Raw genomic sequence first — 15,379 nt, 5'->3', positions numbered from 1 at the left:
TGGCCGCACAAACGGCCAAAGGCTGATCAAGATACACAGCAGGCTGCGCCCACACAAGACGCCAAAAGTCGGAGAAACCGACGCCCGCCGTGACCTCGCGACGCGGTAACCCAAGTCGCAACCCCATCAATAACTGTCGCTTCGCGGCACTTTCCTACGCCAGGAGAAGCGGCATCCGACCCTTGTCGCGAACGCCGCCAGAGGTGCTCAGCAACCTTAGCCGGTATTGCGCAATCCGGCGGCAATCCCTGCTACAGACACCAGCAGCGCCTGTTCCACCGGGCTGCCCTGCTCGACATCCTGCTGCCGCGAACGCGCCAACAGCTCGGCCTGCAATAGATGCAGCGGGTCGAGGTAGGTGTTGCGCAAGCGGATGAATTCAAGGGTGTCCGGGCTGTGCGCCAGCAGCTGCGACTGCCCGGTCAGACCGAGCACGACGGTGCATGCCTGCGACAATAGGTCGCGTAACTGCGCGCCCAACGGCAGCAGATCGGCTTCGACCAAACGTTCGTCATAGGACTGCGCGATATCCGCGTCGGCCTTGGCCAAGACCATTTCCAGCATGTCGATACGAGTGCGGAAGAACGGCCACTGTTCGCGCATCTGCCCGAGCAACTCGCCCTCGCCGCGCTCCAGCGCCTTGCTCAGCGCCGTCTCCCAGCCCAGCCAGGCCGGCAGCATCAATCGGGTTTGGGTCCAGCCGAAAATCCACGGAATTGCCCGCAGGCTTTCGATACCGCCGGCACGGCGTTTGGCCGGGCGACTGCCGAGCGGCAAACGTCCCAGCTCCTGCTCCGGGGTCGACTGACGGAAGTACTCAACGAATTGCGGATTTTCCCGCACCACCTGGCGGTAAGCGCTGACACCGTCCGCCGCCAATTCGTCCATCAGATGGCGCCATTCCGGAGTCGGCGGCGGCGGTGGCAACAAGGTCGCCTCGAGCACGGCGGCCAGATACAGATTGAGGTTTTGCTCGGCGATGTCCGGCAGGCCGAATTTGAAACGAATCATTTCGCCCTGTTCGGTCGTACGGAATCGCCCGGCCACCGAACCCGGTGGTTGCGACAGAATCGCCGCGTGCGCCGGACCGCCGCCACGGCCAACGGTGCCGCCGCGACCGTGGAACAGCAGCAGTTCGACTTGCTGCTCACGGCAGATTTCCACCAGTCGTTCCTGCGCGCGATATTGCGCCCACGCCGCAGCGGTGGTGCCGGCGTCCTTGGCCGAGTCGGAATAGCCGATCATCACTTCCTGCGGGCCATGCAAACGCGCGCGATAGCCCGGCAATAGCAGCAGACGTTCCATCACCGGTCCGGCGTTGTCGAGGTCGGCGAGGGTTTCGAACAGCGGCACCACGCGCATCGGCCGCAGTACGCCGGATTCCTTGAGCAGCAGTTGCACCGCGAGCACGTCGGAAGCGGCGCCGGCCATGGAGATCACGTAGGAGCCCAGCGACGCAGCGGGCGCGGCGGCGATTTCCTTGCAGGTGTTGAGCACTTCGGCGGTGTCCGCCGATGGTTTGAAATGCGCGGGCAGCAACGGTCGACGGTTGCTCAGCTCCTCGGTGAGGAAGTTGATGCGCTGTTCTTCATCCCAATCTTCGTAGCGGCCGAGGCCGAGGTAATCGGTGATTTCGGTCATTGCCGAGCTGTGCCGGGTCGAATCCTGACGCACATCGAGGCGCACCAGAAACAGGCCGAACGTCACCGCCCGACGCAGGCAATCGAGCAACGGCCCGTCGGCGATGACGCCCATGCCGCATTCGTGCAGCGAGTTGAAACACAACTGCAAAGGCTCGAGCAAATCGCGATTGTCGTGCAGCACATCGGCGGTAGCCGGGGTCGGCGCGGTCAATGCAGCGTGCGCCCAATTGCGTGTGGCGCGCAGGCGTTCGCGCAATTGTTTGAGCACCGCGCGATAAGGTTCGGCGCTGTCGCCGGCCTTGGCCTTCAGCGCATCGCTGGCCTGCTGCATCGACAGTTCGGCAGCCAGATGATCGACGTCGCGCAGGTACAAGTCAGCGGCCATCCAGCGCGCCAGCAGCAAGACTTCACGAGTGACGGCGGCGGTGACATTGGGGTTGCCGTCACGGTCGCCGCCCATCCATGAGGCGAAGCGGATCGGCGCGGCTTCCAGCGGCAAGCGCAGACCCGTGGCGGCGAACAGCGCCTGATCGGCCTTGCGCATATGGTTGGGGATCGCCTGCCACAACGAATGCTCGATCACCGCAAAGCCCCATTTGGCTTCATCGACCGGCGTCGGGCGGGTGCGGCGGATTTCTTCGGTGTGCCAGGCTTCGGCGATCAGCCGTTGCAGTTTGCTCTGGATCTGCTCGCGCTCGGCGCTGGTCAGGTCGCGATGGTCCTGCGCCGCCAGTTGCGCGGCGATCGCGTCGTACTTCTGGATCAACGTGCGTCGCGCCACTTCGGTCGGGTGCGCGGTCAGCACCAGTTCGATTTCCAGCCGCGCCAGCTGCCGGGCCAGAGATTCGGCGCTGTGCCCTTCACTGCGCAGGCGCGCGAGCAGTTCCGGCAATACCCGCGATTCGAACGGCGCCGGTTGCGACTCCTCGCGGCGATGGATCAGCTGATATTGCTCGGCGATGTTGGCCAGGTTGAGAAACTGGTTAAAGGCCCGCGCGACCGGAAGCAATTCGTCTTCACTCAATTGATTGAGGCTGGCGCTCAGTTCAGCGTCCATCGAGCCGCGCCGGTCGGCCTTGGCGCCCTTGCGAATCTGCTCGATCTTGTCGAGGAACGCCTCGCCGTACTGGTCTCGAATGGTGTTGCCCAACAGCTCTCCGAGCAGGTGAACATCTTCGCGCAAGCGTGCATCAATATCGGTCATCAGCAGTTCTCCAGCGGTAATCGGGGACAGCGCAGAAACGAATGCTTTGCCAGAGAGTGCCGCTCTGCGCCGCTTCTTACAAGCAGGCGACGAATTGACTTTAAACCTTGCCGGCGAAAGCTAGTCTCAACAGTAAGCCGTACGACGGCCCGCCGCCGGCGCTGCCGGACACTCACCCAGGCCTGCCATCAGCAGGCGCTAAATGAGGTCATCATGAAAATTCGTGAACTCGCCCAGCATTGGGAAGAAAACGCCAAAGGTCGCCTGACCGACACCGGCTACACGATTCATCTGGACGTCGAGGCCGCCGCGCGCCTGGCGGCAATTGCCGAGATGTATCCCAAACGTCATCCCGAGGAACTGCTCGGCGAACTGATCGGCGCCGCGCTCGAGGAGTTCGAAGCGAGCCTGCCGTATGTGAAGGGTTCGACGGTGGTGGCGACTGATGAGGAAGGTGATCCGTTGTATGAGGATGTCGGCCCGACGCCGCGTTTTCTGGCGTTGTCGCGGCGGCATTTGCATGACTTGTCCTCGGCTGAGAACAAGCAGAAGCACTGATTCGACACACATCAAAACCGTGGGAGCGAGCCTGCTCGCGAATGCGGATTTTCATTCAGCATTTGCGCTGACTGACACATCTCATTCGCGAGCAGGCTCGCTCCCACATAGGCTGTATTCCAGTTCGAAAATTGTTTTATCAACGGACAAATTACACCCGCGCGTACCGCTCCAAACCGCCAAAGTTCCCGTCCCAGAGCCTTGTCCAAACGGTCAATTTAATTTTTGGCGATAGGCCATCTTTTCTGAACTTTTCAAAAATGCCGCCGGTCGGAACAGGTAACCACGCCTGGAACGAGCGTTTCAATTCGCGTCTACAAGCGATGCTTTCGCCTCCTCTGCCAGGATGGATTCAGTTGTATTTTCAGGAGATGCCTAATGGAGTTGAAGACCATGAAAACCCAAACCTCGTTTTCCCACCTGCGCGGTCTGAAACTGGCCGCTCTGGCCATCGGCACCAGCTTCGTACTGGCCGGTTGCGCCGGTAATCCTCCGACCGAGCAGTACGCCGTCACTCAATCGGCCGTCAACAGCGCCGTCAGCGCTGGCGGTACCGAGTTCGCTGCGGTGGAAATGAAGCAGGCTCAGGACAAACTGAAACAAGCTGAAATCGCCATGCACGACAAGAAGTATGACGAGGCCCGTCGCCTGTCGGAACAGGCTGAATGGGACGCTCGCGTCGCTGAACGCAAGGCTCAGGCCGCCAAGGCCGAACAGGCTGTGAAGGATTCCCAGAAAGGTGTTCAGGAACTGCGTCAGGAAAGCCAGCGCACCGTGCAGTAAGCGCGCATCCCGACCGCAAAGCTGAAACTCTTACCGATAGAAAGGACGACAAATTATGCGTAAGCAACTGATGATTCCCGCTCTTCTGGCCGCAAGCGTTGCACTGGCTGCCTGCTCCACCCCGCCTAATCCGAACCTGGAACAGGCGCGCACCAACTACGCCGGCCTGCAGGCCAACCCACAGGCGAGCAAAGTCGCGGCACTGGAAACCAAAGACGCCAGCGATTACCTGGACAAGGCCGACAAAGCTTATCTGGACAAAGAAGATGCAGCCAAGGTTGACCAACTGGCTTACCTGACTAACCAGCGCGTCGAAGTGGCCAAGCAGACCATCGCTCTGCGCACCGCTGAAAACAACCTGAAAAACGCCGCAGCCCAACGTGCCCAGGCCCGTCTGGATGCCCGTGACCAGCAGATCAAACAACTGCAGGACAGCCTGAACGCCAAGCAGACCGATCGCGGCACGCTGGTGACTTTCGGTGACGTGCTGTTCGCCACCAACAAGGCTGATCTGAAATCCAGCGGCCTGGTGAACATCAACAAACTGGCGCAATTCCTTCAGGAAAACCCGGATCGCAAAGTGATCGTCGAGGGTTACACCGACAGCACCGGCACCGCGAGCTACAACCAGTCGCTGTCCGAGCGTCGCGCGACTTCCGTGCAGATGGCTCTGATCAAGATGGGCGTCGACCCTTCGCGCATCGTCGCTCAGGGTTATGGCAAGGAGTACCCGGTAGCGGATAACGGCAGCGTCTCGGGCCGTGCAATGAATCGTCGTGTGGAAGTGACCATCTCCAACGACAACCAGCCAGTAGCACCGCGTTCTTCGGTGAGCTCGAACTAAGCTCCATCCGGTAACGCAAAAGCCCCGCCTGAGCGATCAGGCGGGGCTTTTTTTGTGGAAGTGTGAAAGTCGGTTGACTCAATTCCCATGACCGTTTCGTCTTCCGAAGGCGAAGTCCACTGTCAACTATGACAGTGGACGAGGATCGGTACTTGGAAGAGGCTGTTACCTGTCAGCCTGATCCTCACAAGGATTCCCCGATGAAACGATCAATCATCGCAGTCGGATTTTTGTCGACACTACTCCATGCAGCGATGAGCTGGAGCAACGCGGCAATCCCACCAGAGCCTTTGTATGATCCCGATGACATGGTCATCAGCACCGATCCCGAACTACTGACTCCCTCGATAAAACGCCCCATCACAGGCGTTCAAAAGGTATTGCTGGTGGTCGGGCACTGGTCAGGCGAACCGGGCCTGGACTCCGGAAAAATTGCTGAGCAAACTTTCTCAACGCACTGGAACTCATTGCGCTCCTACATCCTCGCTGCCTCCGGCAATAAACTGAAACTGGAAGGCACACAGATCGAGGCAGATTTCGGTCCAAAACCTGCAACATGCTCCGCTTCAGGCAGTCTCGACGCAGGACGCAAAGCGGCCCGTGCACAAAACATTGATCCCGCAGGTTTTCCATTCCTCTTTGTGGCGGTCCCTTGTGGCGGCGGCGCAATCGCTACAATGCCGGGAAACTGGATTTGGGTTAAAGGTATGCCGGGCTCACCGCATGTATGGAAGCACGAATTCGGCCACAATCTGGGATACCCACATGGCGGCACTTATACCAGATGTCCGGTGAGTAATGACGTTGTTCAGGCTCCTGAAGAGTGCAGCCCGGTCGGGTATGGTGATACTGGAGACTCAGTGTCGGGCGGAGCAACACTCTATCCGGCAATCAACCGTTGGTCTTCCGGCTGGCTTGATGACTCACAGGCCGCCGTGATCAGTAAGACAGGTCTGTACCGCCTGGGGGTATTGGGTAAGGAAGGGCCTCAACTTTACATGATCAATCGGCCCACAGAACCTCAGTTGATAGCGCTTGAGTACCGCCAGCCCACACCATTCGACGAATTTTCTCCCACAGATAATCGCGTGACCGGCGTATGGATCAGGTACTCGTCACTGCACGGGACGGTGCGCAACGTGCAATTGGATGCCTCGCCAGAAACTGCCACAACGAACGATCCTACCCTGCAGCCAGGACGGACGCTGGAAGACGCGACGGCAAAAATCAAAATCAAAGTCTGTGCGACGGATAAGGCTGGTGCATCGCTCGCAATTGCAATAAATGGACAAGGCCTCCCATATTGCACAACGACAGTCGTGCCACCGCTGGTCATGACACCCGAGCAGAACGCTACAACAACGCGGAAACCTTTGATCACTGGAACGGCGCGACCGGGAGCAACGATCAAGGTAGCAGAAGCCGCAACCCCGGAGACTTTCTTCGCAACAGCTATCGCGGATGCACAAGGCAGGTGGTCAATAACCCCTCCTACCGATAGGCCATCAGGCCCCAATGCACTTGTGCTTCGGCAGTACTTTGCCGACAGAGTCTCGGGGCTGTCCGAGCAGCGTTTATTCAACGTTGTTGATATCATGGATGTGTCTCCCCCGGTTATCTCTACGCCAGTGGAAAACGCTGACTCCGGTTACAACCCTTTGCTTTCAGGCACAGCATTGCCTGGCGCCCATATTCGCGTAACCCGAGTTTACGGCCCGTACGAAGTACTGGCGGAAACAGACGCTGATGCCTATGGCAAATGGTCAGTGCGAAGTGTCTGGACATTACCCTCAGGGCCTTTTTCCATGACAGCCTGGCAAAGCATTGATGGTAAGCGCTCGCCGTGGAGTGCCAATAGAACAATCAAGGTAATTGATACGCTCGACGCGCCAGTCATAGAAACCCCACTAGAGGGTAGTGACAGTGGTCAAAACCCTCTGCTCTCCGGCAAAGCTCTTCCGGGCGCACATATCCGTGTGTCCAAGGTCTACGGCCCTTACGAGGTACTGGCGGAAACAGACGCCGATGCCTATGGCAACTGGTCGGTGCAAAGTGTCTGGACTTTACCCGTCGGCCCGTTTTCCATGACTGCATGGCAAAGCACTAATGGTAAGCGCTCGCCGTGGAGTGCCAATAGAACAATCAAGGTAATTGATACGCTCGACGCGCCAGTCATAGAAACCCCACTAGAGGGTAGTGACAGTGGTCAAAACCCTCTGCTCTCCGGCAAAGCTCTTCCGGGCGCACATATCCGTGTTTCCAAGGTCTACGGCCCTTACGAGGTACTGGCGGAAACAGACGCCGATGCCTATGGCACCTGGTCGGTGCAAAGTGTCTGGACTTTACCCGTCGGCCCGTTTTCCATGACTGCATGGCAAAGCATTGACGGTAAGCGCTCGCCGTGGAGTGCCAATCGAAAAATCACGGTGACAGCCAGCCCTTAGCTGTAAAAGCTCCTTCGTTCAAATGGAGGGGCTCTTTGTTAAGTTTCATACTGTAGCCCCTCACCCCACCCCTTCCCCGAGGGAGAGGGAGCCGATTGGGGATGCTCTAGAGATACATCGATCTGAAAGTGCTTTATTGAATCCATAATCGACACGGTCTCTCAGCTCGATGTATGGCGGAATACACCTCGGTAGTCCCCTCTCCCAATGGGAGAGGGGGAAAGTGATCCAGCAGAATCACTGCTCCAGCTTCTGCGGCGTCTCCTCCCCCATGCAGCGCACAGCCTTTTTCTGGCCATTGATCAACACCCCGGTCAGGCCTTTCTGCTCGGTATCAAACAACACCAGCACGCCATCAATGCACTGCGCCACTTGCGGCGCAGGTGTCAGCGAGACTTTGTAGTCCTCGCCCGGCACGGTCTTGAGCATGGTGAATTCGCTGAGCAGCAACGCATCCTCCGGCTTGGCGAAGTGCAGGTAGCCGTAGTACCACAGCGCCCCGACGGTGCCGAGGATGCTGCAGATACCGGTGATGATCAGCGGGATGGCATTACGTTCTTCAGTCATTGCAGGGTCTCATCTTCGGAATTCGGGGGCGGCGGATAGTTGGGGATTTCGCCGAGGCGGCGCAGGCCGTCGAAGTGTTCGGGGTCGTCGAGATAGCGCAGCATGACCTGACGCCACACCGGATCGCCGAAGGTTTGCACATGACCGCCACGGGTCAGCTGCAACACGCGCGGCGGCGGCGCTGCCTGATACAGGCGAATGCCGTTGGCCATCGGCACCAGCGGATCGTCGATGCTATGGAAGATCAGCTTCGGCACGCCGGTCAGCTGCGCCATCGAGTTGATTGCGCTGTCGCCGTCCGGCACCAGCCACGACAGCGGCACTTGCAATGGCCAGGTCAGCCACGAAGTGCTGAGGGCGAATTGGCCGACGCTGCGATAACTGGCCGGCACGCCATCCAGCACCAGGGCCTTGAGTTGTTTTTGCCGCTCCGGGTGCTGCGCCAGCCAATGCACCGACATCGCGCCGCCCAGACTCTGCCCGAGCAGCACCAGCGGTTTGCCTTTGACCTCGGGCGCGTTGTCGAGCCAGGCGAACGCGGCGTCGATGTCCTGATAGATCGCCGGCAGGCTCGGCTTGCCCTCGGACAAACCGTAGCCGCGATAGTCGACCAGCAGCACCTGATAACCATTCTTCGGCAACCACCAGCTGCCGCCCAGATGCATCGGCAAATTGCCGCCGTTGCCGTGCAGATGCAGGACCGTGCCTTTGACCTCGACGCCAGGTTTGGCCGGCAGCCACCAGGCGTTGAGCTTCAAGCCATCGGCGGTGATCAGGGTGACGGTGCGGTATTCGAGTTTGGCTTTGTCCGGGGTGAAGATCTGGCCCGGTTCCGGGTAGAACAGCAGCGAACTGCAACCACCGAGGGTCAAGAGCAGGCAAAGGATGCCGAGGATTCTCATCCGGTGAAACCTCGCAAAGAAGAGAACTGAACACAAATCAAACCTGTGGGAGCGAGCCTGCTCGCGAAAGCGGTGTATCAGCCGACATCAATGTTGAAGGTGAAATCGCATTCGCGAGCAGGCTCGCTCCCACAAGGGGTTCGGTGCTGGGTCTAGAGGATATTGGAGTAATCCGCCTCAATCCGGTCCAGGCTCAAATGGTTGAGGAAGTTGGAGAAACACATCCACGCCGACAACGCATTCAAGTCACGGAACTGATCCGGCAGATATTTCGGCGGCACCACCAGCCCTTCATCCACCAATTGCCGCAAGGTACGCATGTCTTCCAGTGTGGTCTTGCCACAGAACAACAGCGGAATCTGCTCGAGCTTGCCCTTGCGCACGGCCAACTGAATGTAGTTGTAAACCATGATGAAGCCCTTGAGGTAGGACAAGTCTTTGGTGAATGGCAGACCGGTCGGCGTCGAACCACGGAACACCCGGCTGGCATTGCCGTAGCTTTCGGCCATCTCGAAACCCTGCTCGCGGAAGAATTCGTATATCTGCAAAAAGTCGGCGCCCTCTTCCACCATATGAATCGCACGGGTGCGGTTGGTCAGTTTGCGCAGGCGACTCGGGTAAGAAGCGAAGGTGATAATTTCCATCAGGATCGCCAGACCTTCCTGGGTCACCGTCGACGAGGGCGGGCCTTTCGACAGGAAGGTGCAGATCGGCTGGTTCAAACCGTTGAGCGTGGTGCCGACATGCACCAGGCCCTCGTGGACTTCCAGTGCGCGCACGTCGCGGTCGTTGAACAGCGCGTCGGTGCGGATCTTGATGTAGTCAGCGCCCGCCGCAGCGTCGGCGACGATGCCGTCGGACTCGAACACGCGAATCGTCTCTTCGGCCTCACCGAATACCTTGTTCAGTCGGGTTTGCAGCAGGTGCACCGCGTCTTTGGCGGTGAGGATCTTCGGCTCGTCCTTCAGATCGCCGCGCCCGTCGATGTTGTTCAGGTAGTCGGACATCATCAGGCCGAGGTCGGCCAATGTCGGGTCACCGGCGTGAAAGGCATCGGACGCCGCGCCGTACAGCTCTTGCGAGATTAGACCGAAATCCTCGGTGCCGCGCGCTTCGAGCATGCGCACCACCATGCGGTATTCCTTGCACATGCGCCGCATGATCTGCCCGACCGGGTTGAACTGGCCGAGCTGGCGGGTGATGTCGCGCTCGATGTTCTGGAATTCCAGTTTGACCTGGCTCGAATCGAACGACAGCGGGCGGTTGAGGTAGTAGTCGCGATCCACCGCCGGCATTTCCTTGCCCTTGGCCTTGAGGAAGCCCTTGCGCACGTTGTCGTCCCACTTGACCGCATCGAGCACGCGGATCGGCGTCTGCGCCAGCACAATGCGATCGGACAACATGCGTATCGTCTGCTGGTAATCGTCCACCCGAAACTCCTGTAGAAAACGTGACGTGCTGAAACTCAGACTTTTGATCGTTCCCACGCTCTGCGTGGGAATGTCGCCCGGGACGCTCCGCGTCCCTTTTTGCTGCGTGACGCAGAGCGTCACAGGATGCATTCCCACGCGGAGCGAGGGAGCGATCATCAACGGCTCGCTCCCACAGGGTGTAGCGTGAAACGCTAGACCGACGCCAGCACCAGGTGCATATACCGCGTCAGAATCCCGAGCATGTCCTCTTCGGCCAATGGCTCGGCGTCATTGAGCAGGCCCTGATATTCCATCCGCCCGATAATCGCCGTCAACACCTTGGCATCCTGTTGCGGTTCGCGCGAGCCCAGTACCTGGAACAACTGGCAGGTGCCCTGCAACAGAATCTGCTGATGCGAGCGCACCAGAATGGCCAGACGCGGATTGAGCAGCGCTTCCTGACGGAACGCCTGTTCGGCCATCAGATGCTCGCGCCGGTTGATCAATTGCCGGTGCACGTAATCGGCCATCAGCCGCGCAATATCATCGGCCAATTGCGAGCGCGACTCCGGGCTGCCGTCGGCGCTGACCACCATTTCGCGCAACAGACCCTCGTTATTGATCCACAACTTGGCCATGTACGCCGCGCTGCGCTCCACGTATTGGGCGAAGGTATCGGTGAGCAGGTCATCGATGTCCTTGAAGTAATACGTGGTCGCCGACAGCGGCACGCCGGCCTCCGCCGCGACCGCACGATGGCGCACGGCACGCACGCCGTCGCGCACGACAATGCGCATCGCGGCGTCGAGAATGTCCTGGCGACGCTGCTCACTGCCCTGTCGGCTGGCCTTTCGGCCCTGGTACTGAACACTTTCAGCGACCGCAGTGGCGATACCCGCTGCACCTTCTTGAGCTAATGCACCCATCACGACAGCACTTCCTCTACTAATGCCAAATTAACCAATTGATACATTTGTACCAGACAGGCAATAAAAAGCCGCCTGTTTTAGGCGGCTTTTTAACTGAAACGTTTACGCTTGCGGTCGCATGTGCGGGAACAGGATCACATCGCGGATCGACGGCGAGTTGGTCAGCAACATCACCAGACGATCGATGCCGATACCTTCGCCGGCGGTTGGCGGCATGCCGTACTCCAGCGCACGGACGAAGTCGGCGTCGTAGTGCATGGCTTCGTCGTCGCCGGCGTCCTTGTCGGCCACCTGCGCCATGAAACGCTCGGCCTGATCTTCGGCGTCGTTCAACTCGGAGTAGGCATTGGCGATTTCACGACCACCGATGAACAGCTCGAAGCGGTCGGTGACGTTCGGGTTCTCGTCGTTACGACGGGCCAGCGGCGACACTTCAAACGGGTACTGAGTGATGAAGTGCGGCTGCTCGAGCTTGTGCTCGACCAGCTCTTCGAAAATCATCACCTGCAATTTGCCCAGACCTTCGAAGCCCAGCACCTTGGCGCCGGCCTTCTTGGCGATGGCGCGAGCCTTGTCGATGTCGTTCAGATCATCGGCTGTCAGCTCAGGGTTGTACTTGAGGATCGAGTCGAACACCGACAGACGCACGAACGGCTCGCCGAAGTGGAACACCTTGTCGCCGTACGGCACGTCGGTGCTGCCCAGCACCAGCTGCGCCAGCTCGCGGAACAGTTCTTCGGTGAGGTCCATGTTGTCTTCGTAATCGGCGTACGCCTGATAGAACTCCAACATGGTGAATTCAGGGTTGTGACGAGTCGAAACGCCTTCGTTACGGAAGTTGCGGTTGATCTCGAAGACCTTTTCAAAACCGCCAACCACCAGACGCTTCAGATACAGCTCTGGGGCTATACGCAGGAACATTTCCATGTCCAGCGCATTGTGGTGGGTTTCGAACGGCTTGGCTGCGGCGCCGCCGGGAATGGTCTGCAGCATCGGCGTTTCGACTTCGAGGAAGTCGCGCTTCATCAGGAAGCTGCGGATGTGCGCGATCACTTGCGAACGCACGCGGAAGGTCTGGCGCACGTCTTCGTTGACGATCAGGTCGACGTAACGCTGGCGATAGCGCTGTTCGGTGTCGGTCAGGCCGTGGTGCTTGTCCGGCAGCGGGCGCAGCGACTTGGTCAGCAGGCGCACGTTGGTCATTTCCACGTACAGGTCGCCTTTGCCGGAACGCGCCAGGGTACCTTCGGCGGCAATGATGTCGCCCATGTCCCAGGTTTTCACCGCGGCCAGGGTTTCTTCGGACAGTGTCTTGCGGTTGACGTAGACCTGAATGCGCCCGGTCATGTCCTGGATCACCATGAACGAGCCACGGTTGAGCATGATGCGACCGGCAACCTTGACCGGGATTGCAGCCTCTGCCAGCTCTTCCTTGGTCTTGTCCGCGTACTGTTTCTGCAAGGCATCGCAGTAGTTGTCGCGGCGGAAGTCGTTCGGGAAGGCATTGCCCTTGGCGCGCTCGGCAGCAAGCTTTTCCTTGCGCAGGGCGATCAGGGAGTTTTCTTCCTGTTGCAGGGCTTGCGGGTCGAGTTGTAGGTCGCTCATGTCTTTAAGTATTCCATCAGGTTCGTTGCCCCCAGCCTTCGGCTGGGGATCGCGGGCGAGCCCGCTCCCACAGAGGGTGTTACAGGCCGGATTTCAGGCTCGCTTCCAGGTACTCATCGATGTCGCCATCGAGCACCTTGTCGCAATCGCTGCGTTCGATGTTGGTACGCAGATCCTTGATCCGCGAGGCATCGAGCACGTAAGAGCGAATCTGGTGACCCCAGCCGATATCCGACTTGGTGTCTTCCAGCGCCTGCGAAGCGGCGTTGCGCTTCTGCATTTCCTGCTCGTACAACTTGGCCCGCAGCATTTTCATCGCGGTGTCCTTGTTGGCGTGCTGGGAACGCTCGTTCTGGCAGCTGACCACGGTGTTGGTCGGTACGTGGGTGATACGTACGGCCGAGTCGGTGGTGTTTACGTGCTGACCACCGGCACCGGAGGAACGATAGGTGTCGATCCGCAGGTCTGCCGGGTTGATTTCGATTTCCACCTTGTCATCGATCTCTGGCGAGACGAAAACGGCGGAGAACGAGGTGTGACGACGGTTGCCGGAGTCGAACGGGCTCTTGCGCACCAGACGGTGCACGCCGATCTCGGTACGCAGCCAGCCAAAGGCGTATTCGCCCTTGATGTGCACGGTCGCGCCCTTGATCCCGGCGACTTCACCGGCGGACAGTTCCATGATGGTCGCGTCGAAACCGCGTTTGTCGGCCCAGCGCAGGTACATGCGCAACAGGATGTTGGCCCAGTCCTGCGCTTCGGTACCACCGGAACCGGCCTGGATGTCCAGGTAGGCGTTGTTCGGGTCCATTTCATGGCTGAACATGCGGCGGAATTCCAGCTTGGCCAGATTTTCCTCGAGACGGGCCAGCTCGGCGACGACATCGCCCACTGCGCCTTCGTCGTTCTCTTCGACGGCCATGTCCAGCAGGTCGCGGCAATCGGCCAGACCGCCGTTCAGTTCGTCGAGGGTGTCGACGATCTGCGCCAGCGCGGCACGCTCGCGGCCCAGCTCCTGGGCGTATTCAGGTTTGTTCCAGACACTCGGATCTTCAAGCTCGCGATTGACCTCGGTCAGACGCTCATGCTTTTGATCGTAGTCAAAGATACCCCCGAATAGTTTCGGAGCGCTCGGACAGGTCCTTGATGGTGTTCAGGATCGGGTTGATTTCCATGACGGGCAGCACTCGTTGGCGAACTTTTGAAAGCCGGCGAGTATAACGTAAACAGGCTGTCGCGGCAGCCCGTCTGGCGGTGAATGGGCCGAGATTGCTGCCCTCACCCTAGCCCTCTCCCGGAGGGAGAGGGGACCGATCGGGGGATATTTGAAACATACGCCGAATAGAATGGCTTCACCGAATCCGTGACCGCCAAGCCTGAAGATCCATAATCGCTGCGATCTCACAGGTCGATGTCTGGCCCGAGACACCTCGGTCGGCCCCCTCTCCCTCCGGGAGAGGGCTGGGGTGAGGGCAACGGCCGTTACTCGATCCCGACCTGATTGCGCCCATTGTTCTTGGCCAGATACAAGCCGCGATCCGCCGCCGAAATCAGCAGCCGGCAATCACTGCCCGCCTGCGGCACCATGGTCGCCAGACCGATGCTGATGGTCAGACTGGAACCCTCGGCCGGCGTGTTGTGCGGAATTTTCAGCGCCGCCACAGTCTGGCGCAGTTTTTCGGCCAACAGCCGCGCGCCGCCCGGCGAAGTGTTTGGCAGGACCAGCACAAACTCCTCGCCGCCATAACGCGCCGGCAGATCCGATGGCCGCGAGCTGGCGTCACGGATGGCTGCGGCGACCTTGCGCAACGCTTCATCGCCTTCAACGTGGCCAAAACTGTCGTTATAAGATTTGAAGTAATCGACGTCGATCATCAGTAACGACAGCTGCGTCTGATCACGCAGCGAACGGCGCCACTCCAGTTCCAGGTACTCGTCGAAGTGCCGGCGGTTGGACAGCCCGGTCAGGCCATCGGAATTCATCAGCCGTTGCAGCACCAGATTGGTGTCGAGCAATTGCTGCTGGCTGACCCGCAACGCACGGTACGCGGCGTCGCGCTGGAGCAATGTCATGTAGGAACGCGAGTGGTAGCGGATCCGCGCGACCAGTTCGATGGTATCCGGCAATTTCACCAGGTAATCGTTGGCGCCGGCGGAGAACGCCGCGCTTTTGATCAGCGGGTCTTCCTTGGTCGAAAGAACGATGATCGGGATGTCCTTGGTCGCCGGGTGATTGCGGTATTCGCGCACCAGGCTCAGGCCATCGAGGCCGGGCATCACCAGGTCCTGGAGGATCACCGTCGGCTTGATCCGCACCGCCTGGGCGATGGCCTGCTGCGGGTCGGAGCAGAAGTGGAAGTCGATGTTTTCCTGATTCGACAGCCCACGGCGCACCGCTTCGCCGATCATCGCCTGATCATCCACCAACAACACCATGGCGGCGTTTTCGTCGGTTTTAATGTCGTCGATCTGTAAATCATTCATGAGC

Annotated in this window: 12 protein-coding genes; 4 read left to right on the top strand and 8 right to left on the bottom strand. The window is 59.4% G+C overall.

The window, feature by feature from the left end; translation table 11 throughout:
* Window positions 1–216: 216 nt before the first annotated feature.
* Window positions 217–2,847: a phosphoenolpyruvate carboxylase gene (gene ppc / locus ACYSTU_RS11140; protein WP_110645880.1), complete on the bottom strand. Its 2,631-nt coding sequence runs from the start codon at window positions 2,845–2,847 to the stop codon at window positions 217–219.
* A gap of 213 nt (window positions 2,848–3,060) precedes the next feature.
* Between ppc and ACYSTU_RS11135 the strand changes: the two genes are divergently transcribed.
* From ACYSTU_RS11135 to ACYSTU_RS11120, 4 genes are all read left to right on the top strand, one after another.
* A complete protein-coding gene (locus ACYSTU_RS11135; protein WP_016771500.1) occupies window positions 3,061–3,405 on the top strand; it encodes a hypothetical protein in 345 nt (114 codons plus the stop codon).
* A gap of 378 nt (window positions 3,406–3,783) precedes the next feature.
* A complete protein-coding gene (locus tag ACYSTU_RS11130) occupies window positions 3,784–4,188 on the top strand; it encodes a DUF4398 domain-containing protein (RefSeq protein ID WP_024011747.1) in 405 nt (134 codons plus the stop codon).
* A gap of 55 nt (window positions 4,189–4,243) precedes the next feature.
* Window positions 4,244–5,032: a lipotoxin F family OmpA-related lipoprotein LptF gene (gene lptF, locus ACYSTU_RS11125; RefSeq protein WP_024011746.1), complete on the top strand. Its 789-nt coding sequence runs from the start codon at window positions 4,244–4,246 to the stop codon at window positions 5,030–5,032.
* 200 nt (window positions 5,033–5,232) lie between these two features.
* A complete protein-coding gene (locus tag ACYSTU_RS11120; protein WP_498998387.1) occupies window positions 5,233–7,476 on the top strand; it encodes a hypothetical protein in 2,244 nt (747 codons plus the stop codon).
* A gap of 237 nt (window positions 7,477–7,713) precedes the next feature.
* Here ACYSTU_RS11120 and ACYSTU_RS11115 read toward each other — a convergent pair whose 3' ends face one another.
* The 7 genes from ACYSTU_RS11115 to ACYSTU_RS11085 form a co-directional block, all read right to left on the bottom strand.
* A complete protein-coding gene (locus ACYSTU_RS11115; protein WP_041478159.1) occupies window positions 7,714–8,043 on the bottom strand; it encodes a PA3694 family proteiin in 330 nt (109 codons plus the stop codon).
* Window positions 8,040–8,945, bottom strand: a complete 906-nt coding sequence (locus tag ACYSTU_RS11110) for an alpha/beta hydrolase (RefSeq protein WP_498998382.1) — start codon at window positions 8,943–8,945, stop codon at window positions 8,040–8,042. Before ACYSTU_RS11110 ends, ACYSTU_RS11115 begins: the two co-directional genes overlap by 4 nt.
* 152 nt (window positions 8,946–9,097) lie before the next feature.
* The gene (locus tag ACYSTU_RS11105; protein WP_166554750.1) at window positions 9,098–10,348 is read right to left on the bottom strand and encodes a flavohemoglobin expression-modulating QEGLA motif protein; all 1,251 of its coding nucleotides are present in this window, start codon (window positions 10,346–10,348) and stop codon (window positions 9,098–9,100) included.
* Window positions 10,349–10,569: 221 nt separating this feature from the next.
* Window positions 10,570–11,283, bottom strand: coding sequence for a TetR/AcrR family transcriptional regulator (locus tag ACYSTU_RS11100; protein WP_016771505.1), 714 nt, complete (start codon window positions 11,281–11,283; stop codon window positions 10,570–10,572).
* 105 nt (window positions 11,284–11,388) lie between these two features.
* Window positions 11,389–12,891 (bottom strand): lysine--tRNA ligase, encoded by a 1,503-nt coding sequence (gene lysS / locus ACYSTU_RS11095; protein ID WP_024011743.1) that lies wholly within the window; start codon window positions 12,889–12,891, stop codon window positions 11,389–11,391.
* Between the two features lie 79 nt (window positions 12,892–12,970).
* A protein-coding gene (prfB, locus tag ACYSTU_RS11090) for a peptide chain release factor 2 (protein WP_099758102.1) occupies window positions 12,971–14,066 on the bottom strand; the annotation gives its coding sequence in 2 pieces (ribosomal slippage) (window positions 12,971–13,993 and window positions 13,995–14,066; 1,095 coding nt in all).
* 307 nt (window positions 14,067–14,373) lie between these two features.
* Window positions 14,374–15,375, bottom strand: coding sequence for a response regulator (locus tag ACYSTU_RS11085; RefSeq protein ID WP_024011741.1), 1,002 nt, complete (start codon window positions 15,373–15,375; stop codon window positions 14,374–14,376).
* Window positions 15,376–15,379: the final 4 nt, after the last annotated feature.

The organism is Pseudomonas glycinis (assembly GCF_054871425.1).
The sequence above is the reverse complement of the archived record's forward strand: the minus strand, read 5'-3'. Positions and strand labels throughout refer to the sequence as shown.